Raw genomic sequence first — 12353 nt, 5'->3', positions numbered from 1 at the left:
AAGGAGGAAGCACTATTCGAAGGAATAGTGCTTCCTCTATGTAAGGAGTGTTTTCATGATAAATCGAACGTTAAAACAAGTAGAGCAGATGATAAACGGTACTGGATTAGCAGAGCAGTATGAGGGAATTACTATACAAGGAGTGTCTATTGATACGAGGGAAATTGAAAAAGGAAATTTATATGTTCCGATTCAAGGTGAACGTTTCGATGGACATGCTTTTGTAGATAAAGCTGTTGAAAACGGGGCGATTGCTACATTATGGATGAAAGATGTAGAAAACCCACCTGAAAACCTTCCAGTTATTTTTGTAGAAGATACACTAGCGGCATTGCAAATGTTAGCGAAAAACTATCGTGATCAATTGGATGTAAAAGTTGTTGGTGTAACGGGTAGTAATGGTAAAACATCTACGAAAGATATTGTAACAAGTATTCTTGCGACTAAATTTAAAGTTCAAAAAACAGAAGGTAATTTCAACAACCATATCGGTTTACCTCTTACTATTTTAAATTTAGAGGAAAATACAGAAGTAGCTGTATTAGAAATGGGCATGTCAAGCCGAGGAGAAATTGAATTTCTATCTAAGTTAGCTCGTCCTAATGCAGCTATTATCACGAACATTGGTGAGGCACACTTAATGGATTTAGGCTCTCGTGAGGCGATTGCTGAAGCGAAGTTAGAAATTGTTACAGGTTTACAAAAGGGTGGCGTGTTCGTATATAATGGAGATGAGCCGCTATTAACGAATCGTGTTCCAGAAATGAATTTAGCAGCTGAAACAGTTACATTTGGTGATGCGAGAGCAAATGATTATTATCCAACTACTGTAACATTACAGGCTACTGGGACACACTTTAAGATGAACAGGGATGAAACTTTGTCATTCTATCTGCCAGTACTAGGAAAGCATAATGTATATAATACGCTTGCTTCAATGGCAATTGCAAAACATTTTGGTGTAACGTGGGAAGAAATGAAAAAGGGTTTAGTAACACTTCAAATGACAGGTATGCGTATGGAAATTGTAAAAACAGATAGTGGTTTAACAATTATCAATGATGCTTATAATGCTAGTCCAACAGCTATGGAAGCTGCGTTCCACCTAATGAATGGTTTAGATGGATTTGCTAAAAAAATTGTTGTACTTGGTGATATGTTAGAACTTGGAAATCAAGAAGTGCAATTTCATTATGAAGTAGGTAAATTAATTGATCCAGCAAAAATCTCATATGTATTCACATATGGTAGATTAGGGGCTCAAATTGCTGAAGGTGCAAAAATTAATTTCCCTAAAGACCGTGTAAAAGCGTATGATAGTAAAGAAGAGTTAATAAAAGAGTTGCAAGCAGTAGTCGGTACCAAAGATGTTGTATTAGTAAAAGCATCTCGCGGCATGAAATTAGAAGAAGTAATTACGATGTTGAAATAATTGGTGTATATAAATAGGGATGATAGTTACGAAAATAGTGAAAACTTATAATAAGCGCTTACAGTAAATGATAAAAAAATAAAAGTAAAGAAAAAAGCTCTGAATATGAAATAAGGTAACAGTTGGGGTTTGCTTTTTACACCTACAAAACTTATAATTGATAAAGTGAATAACGTTTAGAAGTATTTTCGTGAAGAATATACGCCCGGTTATATACGTGAGTATTCAGGAAAAGGGCTTTTCCGCAAGTTCGGAAAACGCCTTTTTTTAAATGATAAGTATAGGATAGAAAAGGAGAAGTAACATTGACAACATTTCGAGAATTAGGATTAAGTGAGTCTTTACTGCAATCTGTTGAAAGCATGGGCTTTGAAGAGGCTACGCCGATTCAAGCTGAAACAATTCCATATGCATTGCAAGGTAAGGATATTATTGGGCAAGCGCAAACAGGTACAGGGAAAACAGCAGCATTCGGATTACCACTATTAGATAAAGTGGATACAAATAAAGAAGCAGTTCAAGGTATTGTTATCGCGCCAACGCGCGAATTAGCAATTCAAGTTGGAGAAGAGCTATACAAACTTGGTAAACATAAACGTGTTCGTATTCTACCAATTTATGGTGGTCAAGATATTAACCGCCAAATTCGTGCTCTAAAAAAACACCCACACATTATTGTTGGTACGCCGGGTCGTATTTTAGATCATATTAACCGTAAAACACTTCGCTTACAAAACGTAGAGACTGTTGTTCTTGACGAAGCGGATGAAATGTTAAACATGGGCTTCATTGAAGATATTGAAGCAATTTTAACAGATGTGCCAGAAACACATCAAACATTATTATTCTCAGCGACAATGCCAGATCCAATCCGTCGTATTGCTGAGCGTTTCATGACTGAGCCTCAACACATTAAAGTAAAAGCAAAAGAAGTAACAATGCCAAACATTCAGCAGTTCTATTTAGAAGTGCAAGAAAAGAAAAAGTTTGACGTGTTAACACGCTTACTAGATATTCAATCTCCAGAGCTTGCAATCGTATTCGGTCGTACAAAGCGTCGTGTTGATGAATTATCAGAAGCATTAAACTTACGCGGTTATGCAGCAGAAGGTATTCACGGTGACTTAACACAAGCGAAGCGTATGTCTGTATTACGTAAATTTAAAGAAGGTGCTATTGAAGTTCTTGTTGCAACAGACGTTGCTGCACGTGGTCTTGATATTTCAGGCGTAACACACGTATACAACTTCGATATCCCACAAGATCCAGAATCATACGTTCACCGTATTGGTCGTACTGGCCGTGCAGGTAAAAAAGGTATTGCAATGTTATTTGTAACACCACGTGAATCAGGACAATTAAAAAATATCGAGCGTACAACAAAACGTAAGGTTGATCGTATGGAAGCACCGACACTTGACGAGGCATTAGAAGGTCAACAACGTTTAATCGCTGAAAAACTTCAAAGCACAATTGAAAGTGATAACTTATCATACTACAAGCGTATTGCAGAAGAAATGTTAGAAGAGAATGACTCTGTAACAGTAGTAGCTGCTGCTTTAAAAATGATGACAAAAGAGCCAGATACAACTCCAATCGCTTTAACATCAGAACCACCAGTTGTTTCAAGAGGTGGCGGTTCTAAAAAACGCGGTGGTAACGGTGGTAACGGAAGTGGATACCGTGATGGTAACCGTAATCGTAGTCGTGATGGACGCGGCGGTGGCGATGGTCGTAACCGTGATCGCAATCGTGATGGACGCGGAAGTGGCGATGGTCGTAACCGTGATCGCAATCGTGATGGTGGTAGTGGTAGCCGTGATGGTGGTAGCCGTGATGGTAACCGTGGTCGTAAAGGTGAAGGTCGCCCTGGATCTTCAAATGGACGCGGCGAAAGAAAGCATCATAGCCGTCCACAAGCTTAATAAAAAAGAGAATGCCCTTTGCTGGCATTCTCTTTTTTTATTTCTATAATTGTGCATACTACATAATAACTCGTATAGAAATGAGGTGCTATATGCTTGTAAGACTTGGGTATGTTGCGATGAGTGTGCATTTGAAGAATGCTTCTCCATCTCAAACGATGACATATGCACAGTTTCAACGGATTGATGATCGAGAGGCTGCGATTCGTAAACTCGAAAGAATCGCTAATTCGAATTTGGAAAATTGCTTACGGTTATTAAAGCATAATAAAGGGCATGATATATCTTTCTTTCGACTTAGTTCCAAGCTTATTCCTTTAGCGAATCATGAGGAGTTGTTAGATTGGAACTATATTCGTCCTTTAAAAGAAAATCTGAAAGAATTAGGTGGATATGCAATTCGTATGAATATGCGAATTGATTTCCATCCAGATCACTTTGTTGTGCTAAATTCACCTGAGGAGAGTATTTTCAAACAATCTGTAAAGGCATTGCAGATGCACAAAAAAATGTTAAAGGGTATGGGAATTGAACATAAGCAACGATGTGTATTACATGTGGGAGGAGGTTATAACGATAAGGAGCTCGCATTAGAACGCTTTATAGAAAATTGGTCAACTGTTCCAAGAGGTATTCAAGAGATGATTATATTAGAAAATGATGACACGACCTTTTCTTTAGAAGAAACATTGTATTTAGGTGAGAAATTAGACATTCCAGTCGTGTTTGATTTGCACCATCATATGATGAATAATGACCAGGAAGATTGGCATGAAGATTGGGCACGTGTTGTACATACGTGGGAATCGTCTTTGTTACCAGTTAAAATGCACATCTCTAGTCCTAGAGATGGAAAAGACCCGAGAGCACATGCGGATTTTATTGATGTAGATACCTTCTTATCTTTTTTGAAAAAGATAAAGGGGAGTGTTCCGCAAATTGATTGTATGATTGAGGCGAAGAAAAAGGACGAGTCTTTATTTCAACTAATGAGAGAGTTAAGTAAACAAACAGATGTGGAAATTGTCGATGGTGCGAGCTTCTATATTAAATAAGCTCTGCGCCATCGGTTTTTTTTGTCCCGCTATTTGCGGGCGGTAAGACTCCCACCTCAAAATCCGGCGAATGCGAGGGAGTTAGGTGGGAGATCAACTGCCCTTAAAAGCCCGATTGGTTCAACTAATAATCAGTGGGGGATGGACCAACCCCACTGATTAAAGTTTCACTTTATTAAAAAAGGGGTGCACATGCCGCCGATGATCAGTCCTGTTAAATGGCTTATAGGATTGGCAGAGGGATTAAAGAAAGTAAATAGTAGTAATATAAGTATCGTTATTGAAAAAATAGCGATGTCTCTTGGTTTTGAAGAACGATATCGACTATACAATAAAAATAATTGTGCGCCTAGTAATCCGAAAATACCACCAGATGCTCCGGCGTGAATATATTCAAGAGGCATAATAATATAAGAAGAAATATTCCCGAGAATGCCAGAAAGGAAAAAAATAATGATGAAAGAAAAGTGTCCTAGTTGTTTTTCAATAGAAGAACCAAGTGCAAATAAACAAATACTATTAGAAAGAAAATGTTGTAAGTCTACGTGTACAAGTAAGGAAGTTATGACACGCCACCATTCTCCTTTAGCGATATATTCATTGTAGGCTGCCAGGTGAAAGAGGGAAAAGTCGCTCAATATAATCATGACTAATTGTATAAGAAGTAAAGAGATGATAATTGGTTGTAGGGAAATGCGAGTGGATGGTATTAGCATGTTGTTAGTATCACTCCTTTTGCATCAGAAAGATTCTCTGTTATTCTTACAATATGAATGAAGAAAGTTAAATAGAAGAAGGGGATTTTGAAATGATTGTAGGGATTGGGATCGATATTATTGAGTTAAATCGAATTGAAAAAATGCTAGATGGAAAGCTTAAATTTATGGAACGTATTTTAACTGAAAGAGAACGTGGTGTTGCCGAGGGACTGAAAGGAAGTCGTCTTACAGAATTTGTAGCTGGAAGATTTGCAGCAAAAGAGGCGTATTCTAAAGCGGTAGGGACCGGTATCGGGAAAGAAGTGAGTTTTTTAGATATTGAAGTAAGGAATGATGATAGAGGTAAACCGATTATTATTACAAATACAGAGCATATTGTTCATTTATCAATTAGTCATAGTAAAGAATTTGCTGTTGCTCAAGTTGTTTTAGAAAGCTCGTCACGCTAGTCTGCATATTTTATATCTTTGTCTCATATATTTGAGGTAGCGATAAGGAAGGCATATCTTCCATTCATTTATAGGGGCAAAGGGGCTGAAGTGATGAAAAGGCGTCTGTTTTTAGTTCTTGTCGGTTTATTGACCGTTTTTGTGTTGGCGGGTTGTATGGAAAAGAAACAGGAAGATGTTGTGAGAGATTTAGAAGCGAAAGTTAAAAGTATGAAGAGTTATCAAGCTGAAGCGAAATTATCTATTAAAACAGGAAATGAGCCTCAGGAGTACAATGTAGAAATTTGGCATAAAGAACCTTCGTATTATCGTGTGAATTTGCAGAATGCGAAAAAGGATCAGAGTCAAATTATTTTAAGAAATGATGAAGGTGTATTTGTATTAACACCGGCGCTTAATAAGAGTTTCCGTTTTCAAAGTGATTGGCCGCAAAATAGTAGCCAGGCTTATTTATATGAATCACTGGTAAGAGATATTTTGCAAGATAAGAAAAATCTCTCTTTCGAGAAAACAGATAAGTATTATGTATTTAAAACAAAAACAAATTATCAACATCAAAATATGTTGCCGAAACAAGAAATTAAGCTGAATAAAAGTGATTTAACACCAGTTTCTGTGAAACTGATGGATAATGATCAAAATGTCCTTGTAAAAGTAGATTTCACTAAAGTAAAGTTTGATGCAAAGTTTGATAAAGGTGCATTTGATACGAAGCAAAATATGTCTAGAGCACAAGTGGATGTTCAGACGGCAGCGAAAGAAGACAAACCGTTTGCTATTTTGTATCCACGTGATACGCCGCAAGGCATGACTTTGAAAGAGGAAGAAGAGTTGAAGACAGACAGCGGCAAGCGTGCAATACTCACATATACTGGAAGTGAGAAATCCTTTACTTTAATACAAGAAAAGGCAAAAGTTGCAGAGGCCTCATCGGCGGTAAGTGTAAGTGGAGAGCCGGTTGATCTTGGTTTCACGATTGGTGCATTGACGAAAGACTCTGTAACGTGGTCGCATAACGGAGTGGAATATATGCTTGTGTCTAAAGGTTTAGAGCCGAATGAGTTGTTGATGGTTGCTCGTTCGGTTACAGCGAAGCAGGTGAAGTAAACTTCTTAGACGTGGTGATATATGTGCACCACGTCTTTTCTTAGTTTGAAGGTGGATTTCACAAAAGAAGCATATAAAAGAATAAGCTTCGCATATCGTGTATAAGGAAGTGTATTTATGGAAGAAGCACCGTTTTACCGTGACACTTGGGTGGAAGTGGATTTAGATGCGATCTATAACAATGTTACACATATTAAAGAGTCTATTCCAAGTGATGTAGAGATTTTTGCTGTAGTTAAAGCGAATGCATATGGGCACGATTATGTGCCGGTGGCTAAAACTGCATTAGAAGCAGGAGCAACAAGATTAGCAGTTGCCTTTTTAGATGAAGCCTTAGTGCTTCGGAGGGCTGGTATTACTGCACCGATTTTAGTATTAGGTCCTTCCCCGCCCCGTGATGTAAATGTAGCTGCTGAAAATGATGTAGCATTAACTGTTTTTCAAAAAGAATGGGTGGAAGAAGCGATAAAGCTCTGGGATGGTTCATCAATAATGAAATTCTATATTAATTTTGATAGTGGTATGGGGAGAATCGGAATACGTGAACGCAAAGAATTAAAAGGGTTCTTAAAGAGTTTAGAAGGTGCGCCATTTTTAGAGTTGGAAGGAGTATATACGCATTTTGCAACAGCGGATGAGGTTGAGACTTCTTACTTTGATAAGCAATATAATACATTCTTGCAGCAGCTAAGTTGGTTGAAAGAATTTGGAGTGAATCCTAAATTTGTCCATACAGCCAATAGCGCCGCAACGTTAAGGTTTCAAGGGATTACATTTAATGCGGTGCGAGTTGGTATTGCAATGTATGGATTATCCCCATCTGTAGAAATACGTCCTTTTTTACCATTTAAATTGGAACCGGCGTTGTCACTTCATACGAAAGTTGCTCATATTAAGCAAGTGATTAAAGGAGATGGGATTAGTTATAATGTCACATACCGAACGAGAACTGAAGAATGGATTGCGACAGTTGCAATTGGATATGCAGATGGCTGGCTTAGAAGATTGCAAGGGTTTAAAGTACTTGTAAACGGTGAAAGAGTACCGATTGTAGGGCGAGTGACAATGGATCAATTCATGATACATCTTCCTTGTGAAGTGCCACTTGGTACGAAAGTTACACTCATTGGGAGACAAGGTGATGAGTATATTAGTGCTACCGAGGTTGCTGAATATTCCGGGACTATTAATTATGAGATTATTGCAACGATAAGCTTCCGTATACCGAGAATATTTATACGACACGGTAAAGTTGTAGAAGTAATCAATTATTTGAACGATATATAGAAGAAGGTATTATTGCTCAGCATCTCGTCATTTAGGGGATTTTCGCTAATGGAAAATAGGCCCTTTTCTGCTAGGGAGCTTCTTTTTATAATTGTTATTAATATAAGTTACAATGAAATGTTGCGGAAAGGATTGCTGTATTTCTTGTTTGAAAGAGATAAAAAGTAAAAGACGATGAATGTTTTGTTTATGAATTGGAAAACATAAGCAAGGAATAAGGAAGTCTTTGCAACAGGCTCCATACAATGGTATTATTACAATAGGTGTCATATATATATTTGGGTGTGTAGTTGACGGTGGAGGTGTATTTTTGTGTCCGAATCAAGTGTAACTACTGAAATCGTGGTTCGGTTGCCAAAGCAAATGGTAACGGAATTGGACGGAATTGGAAAACAAGAGAATAAGAATCGCCATGAACTAATTTGCCAGGCAACACAACTGTTATTGCGTCAACATAAGACGAAGAAACGCTACCAACATGAATCAATGCGACGTGGGTACATTGAAATGGGAAAAATTAATCTTGGTATTGCATCTGAAGCTTTCTTAGCAGAGTATGAAGCAGCTCATACAGTAGAACGCTTAGTTAGCGGGGGGTAATATTTTGATTGTAAAACGCGGCGACGTGTATTTTGCAGACCTTTCCCCAGTTGTTGGTTCTGAGCAAGGAGGCGTTCGTCCGGTTCTTGTCATTCAAAATGACATCGGAAATCGTTTTAGTCCGACTGTGATTGTAGCGGCTATTACTGCACAGATTCAAAAAGCGAAATTACCCACTCATGTGGAAATTGATGCGAAAAAGTACGGTTTTGAGAGGGATTCTGTTATTTTACTTGAGCAGATTCGAACAATCGATAAGCAACGCTTAACGGACAAAATCACTCATTTGGATGAAGTGATGATGAGTCGTGTAGATGAAGCGTTACAAATTAGTTTAGGACTAATAGATTTTTAAATCGGCAGTTTAAGTTGCTCTCTTTACAGGGCAACTTTTTTTTATTATAGAGGAGGTTACGGTTGGATATGGAAATGGTAGATAATCGACAAGGGTTAATGAAAATGTTAGTGAAAGAATTAGGCTTTACAGAAAAGCAAGTTCGTCATGTTATTCAATTAACAGAAGAAGGTAACACAGTTCCATTTATCGCTCGTTACCGAAAAGAATGGACAGGGTCCCTAGATGAGGTGCAAATTCGTGCAATCTTAGAAAGATGGCAATATATGATGCAACTAGAAGATAGGAAAGAAGAGGTTCTTCGTCTTATTGGTGAAAAGGGTAAACTAACCGAAGAGTTGCGTCGTCATATTGTTGCTGCAACAAAACTTCAAGAAGTAGAAGATTTATATCGTCCATATAAAGAAAAAAGAAGAACGAAAGCTACAATTGCTAAAGAAAAAGGATTAGAACCGTTAGCTGAGTGGCTATTATTATATAAAAAAGAAAATCCAGCAGAGAAGGCTATGGAATTTGTTAATGCAGAAAAGGAAGTGGCGTCTGCAGAAGATGCGTTGCAAGGTGCGCAAGATATTATTGCGGAACTTGTTTCGGATAATGCGGCATATCGTAGTTGGATTCGCAATACTACTTTCCGAAAAGGGATTATGTCTTCATCTGTAAAAGATAAAGAAAAAGATGAAAAGAATATATATGAAATGTATTATGGCTATGAAGAACCGTTGCAAAAAGTAGTGCCGCATCGTGTACTAGCTATGAATCGTGGTGAAAAGGAAGACGTATTAAGAGTTTCTGTTATCACGCCAATTGAAGAAATTCTTCAGTTTTTACATAAAAGAATGATTCTTGATGAAGCTTCTAAAAGTGCGCATTATGTACAATTAGCGATGGAAGATGGATATAAGCGATTAATTCAACCTTCAATAGAAAGAGAAATTCGTAAAGAATTAATGGAAACGGCCGAAGAACAAGCGATTCATATTTTCTCTGAGAATTTACGTAATTTATTATTACAACCTCCGATGAAAGGGAAAGTTGTGTTAGCGGTGGATCCAGCATATAGAACCGGTTGTAAATTAGCCGTAGTAGATGATACAGGAAAAGTTCTTCACATAGATGTTATTTATCCGCATCCGCCTGCTCGTAAATATGAGGATGCAAAAACGAAAATCATTTCAATTATAGATAAATATGAAGTTGAAATGATAGCGATTGGAAATGGTACAGCTTCGAGGGAAACGGAAGAATTTATAGTAGATGTATTACAAAATGTAGAACGAGATGTATTTTACATTATTGTAAATGAAGCGGGTGCTAGTGTGTACTCCGCATCTGATGTAGCTCGCGAGGAGTTTCCGAATTTACAGGTTGAAGAAAGAAGTGCTGTTTCAATTGGGAGACGTCTACAAGATCCACTTGCAGAGCTTGTGAAAATTGACCCTAAATCTGTTGGAGTGGGACAATATCAACATGATGTATCTCAAAAGAGATTAAATGAATCATTAACATTTGTAGTAGAGACGGCAGTTAACCGAGTTGGTGTTAATGTAAATACAGCTTCAGTTGCATTGTTGCAATATGTTTCGGGGTTATCAAAAACAGTTGCGAAAAATATTGTAGCTAAGCGTGAGGAAGATGGGAAATTCACGAAGCGAACTGAGTTAAAGAAAATACCGCGTTTAGGTGCAAAAACATATGAACAATGTATCGGGTTTTTACGTATATTAGAAGGAGCGAATCCATTAGATCGCACAGGGATTCATCCAGAACAATATAAAAATGTTGAATTACTATTAAAGAGCTTAGGGTTATCGAAGAGTGATGTGGGGAAACCAAACTTGCAAAAGAGTTTAGAAGGAGTAGATATTTCTAAATTATCTCAAGAGACGGAGATTGGTGAGCCAACATTAGTTGATATTATGGATGCTTTAATTAGCCCGGAACGAGATATGAGGGATGAGTTGCCAAAGCCACTTTTGAAAAAGGGGATTTTAAAATTAGAAGATTTAAAGCGTGGTATGGAATTAGAGGGAACGATCCGCAATGTTGTTGATTTCGGTGCCTTTGTTGATATTGGTGTGAAGCAAGATGGTTTAGTGCATATTTCTAAACTAAGCAAACAATTTGTAAAGCATCCATTAGATATTGTATCCGTGGGACAAATTGTAAAGGTATGGGTAGATGATATTGATACGAAAAAAGGTCGTGTTGCATTATCAATGTTACCGATTGAATAGTAAGAAAAGAGAGCAGATGAAACTGCTCTTTTTTTTTATGAACTGGAAAGTTTAATTGATTATGAGCTTTGATGTATTTTACTATAATAAAACCAGCATTCATTTAGTAACTTGATTTGATACCGGTTTTTCTCAAAATATGCACGTTGCATTTGTTTCTTTAGCCACGTGGGCATAGGAATCCCTCCTTGTTTAATCCTGCTCTCAAAAAAGTAGCTCCTTTTAGTTAAGGTAACTTTGATGAGAGGTTGGTGAGTGGATTTCTAGCAATGCTGCATTTTTAGAAATCACGCTTCTTGAATGAGGATGGGTATATGTACTATTTACTATATGTATAAGAAGGGAGAAAAGTGTAAAAATATTTTTTAGTTTAGGAGGAATGAGAATGGATGAGCAAGAAATTCAGAGGTTAGTGGAAGAGGTATCGTTACAATGCTTTGGAATGCCGTTTTTACATAAAGCGATGTTTAATAGTAGGTTACGTACAACTGGTGGGCGCTATCTATTGAAGAATCATAATATAGAATTGAATTATCGATATTACGAAATATATGGTAAAGAAGAGCTAGTCGGGATTGTTAAACATGAACTTTGTCATTATCACTTACATATCACAGGAAAAGGGTATAAGCATCGAGATAGAGATTTTCGTGAGTTATTAAAGAAAGTAGGTGCACCACGTTTTTGTAAACGAATGATTAGTGAGGAGGAAACGAAAGTTTCTATGTATGAATGTATGGGGTGTTCGTTTCAATATGTAAGAAGACGTCAAATAAATACACAAAGATATGTATGTGGAAAGTGTAAAGGACAACTAAAACTGGTAGTGAAAACATCTTGACAGTGAAAACGCAATCCAGTATATTATAAACATGTCACGTTTGCGCAAGACGTTGTGAAAAAACTTCTTGACTTACGATGAGAATTTTTATAAGATACAAATTGTCTTCATTATTCCGCAGTAGCTCAGTGGTAGAGCTATCGGCTGTTAACCGATCGGTCGTAGGTTCGAGTCCTACCTGCGGAGCCATACAGAGAAGTACCCAAGTGGCTCAAGGGGCTCCCCTGCTAAGGGAGTAGATCGCTAACGCGGTGCGAGGGTTCGAATCCCTTCTTCTCTGCCATACATATTGGCCCGTTGGTCAAGTGGTTAAGACACCGCCCTTTCACGGCGGTAACACGGGTTC

At 37.6% G+C, this 12353-nt stretch carries 12 protein-coding genes and 2 tRNA genes; 12 read left to right on the top strand and 2 right to left on the bottom strand.

What is annotated here, in order from left to right; translation table 11 throughout:
• The first annotated feature begins 55 nt into the window (after positions 1–55).
• From murF to uvsE, 3 genes are all read left to right on the top strand, one after another.
• A complete protein-coding gene (gene murF, locus CQZ94_RS22385; protein WP_105587138.1) occupies positions 56–1432 on the top strand; it encodes a UDP-N-acetylmuramoyl-tripeptide--D-alanyl-D-alanine ligase in 1377 nt (458 codons plus the stop codon).
• Positions 1433–1737: 305 nt separating this feature from the next.
• Entirely contained in the window at positions 1738–3357 is a 1620-nt protein-coding gene (cshA, locus tag CQZ94_RS22380; protein WP_105587137.1) for a degradosome RNA helicase CshA, read from the top strand.
• 92 nt (positions 3358–3449) lie between these two features.
• Positions 3450–4412, top strand: coding sequence for a UV DNA damage repair endonuclease UvsE (uvsE, locus tag CQZ94_RS22375; protein WP_105587136.1), 963 nt, complete (start codon positions 3450–3452; stop codon positions 4410–4412).
• A gap of 167 nt (positions 4413–4579) precedes the next feature.
• On the opposite strand, the gene CQZ94_RS22370 is transcribed toward uvsE, so the two are convergent.
• A complete protein-coding gene (locus CQZ94_RS22370; protein ID WP_105587135.1) occupies positions 4580–5128 on the bottom strand; it encodes a rhomboid family intramembrane serine protease in 549 nt (182 codons plus the stop codon).
• Between the two features lie 92 nt (positions 5129–5220).
• Here CQZ94_RS22370 and acpS point away from each other — a divergent pair, with 92 nt between their 5' ends.
• The 6 genes from acpS to CQZ94_RS22340 all read left to right on the top strand — a co-directional run bounded on the left by acpS (position 5221) and on the right by CQZ94_RS22340 (position 11166).
• A complete protein-coding gene (gene acpS, locus CQZ94_RS22365) occupies positions 5221–5580 on the top strand; it encodes a holo-ACP synthase (protein WP_002009969.1) in 360 nt (119 codons plus the stop codon).
• Positions 5581–5736: 156 nt separating this feature from the next.
• Positions 5737–6687, top strand: coding sequence for a LolA family protein (locus tag CQZ94_RS22360; RefSeq protein ID WP_142395911.1), 951 nt, complete (start codon positions 5737–5739; stop codon positions 6685–6687).
• Between the two features lie 117 nt (positions 6688–6804).
• Entirely contained in the window at positions 6805–7974 is a 1170-nt protein-coding gene (alr, locus tag CQZ94_RS22355) for an alanine racemase (protein ID WP_105587133.1), read from the top strand.
• Positions 7975–8286: 312 nt separating this feature from the next.
• The gene (locus tag CQZ94_RS22350) at positions 8287–8574 is read left to right on the top strand and encodes an antitoxin EndoAI (protein WP_000004570.1); all 288 of its coding nucleotides are present in this window, start codon (positions 8287–8289) and stop codon (positions 8572–8574) included.
• Positions 8575–8578: 4 nt separating this feature from the next.
• On the top strand, positions 8579–8929 hold the full coding sequence (gene ndoA, locus CQZ94_RS22345) for a type II toxin-antitoxin system endoribonuclease NdoA (RefSeq protein WP_000635965.1): 351 nt from the start codon (positions 8579–8581) through the stop codon (positions 8927–8929).
• A 68-nt stretch (positions 8930–8997) separates the two neighbouring features.
• Entirely contained in the window at positions 8998–11166 is a 2169-nt protein-coding gene (locus tag CQZ94_RS22340; protein ID WP_142395910.1) for a Tex family protein, read from the top strand.
• Positions 11167–11225: 59 nt separating this feature from the next.
• Here CQZ94_RS22340 and cmpA read toward each other — a convergent pair whose 3' ends face one another.
• Positions 11226–11342: a cortex morphogenetic protein CmpA gene (gene cmpA / locus CQZ94_RS22335; protein ID WP_001143642.1), complete on the bottom strand. Its 117-nt coding sequence runs from the start codon at positions 11340–11342 to the stop codon at positions 11226–11228.
• A gap of 209 nt (positions 11343–11551) precedes the next feature.
• Here cmpA and CQZ94_RS22330 point away from each other — a divergent pair, with 209 nt between their 5' ends.
• The 3 genes from CQZ94_RS22330 to CQZ94_RS22320 all read left to right on the top strand — a co-directional run bounded on the left by CQZ94_RS22330 (position 11552) and on the right by CQZ94_RS22320 (position 12290).
• Positions 11552–12007 carry a SprT family protein gene (locus tag CQZ94_RS22330; protein WP_105587131.1) on the top strand — a complete coding sequence of 152 codons (456 nt, stop codon included), beginning with the start codon at positions 11552–11554 and terminating at the stop codon, positions 12005–12007.
• 114 nt (positions 12008–12121) lie between these two features.
• Positions 12122–12196: transfer RNA gene (locus CQZ94_RS22325), tRNA-Asn, on the top strand.
• Between the two features lie 3 nt (positions 12197–12199).
• Positions 12200–12290 (top strand) — tRNA-Ser (locus CQZ94_RS22320).
• The last annotated feature ends 63 nt before the right edge of the window (positions 12291–12353 follow it).

It is taken from the genome of Bacillus sp. MYb209 (assembly GCF_002975175.1).
Lineage (GTDB): Bacteria > Bacillota > Bacilli > Bacillales > Bacillaceae_G > Bacillus_A.
Note: the sequence above shows the minus strand (reverse complement) of the source record. Positions and strands in the feature narration are given on the sequence as shown.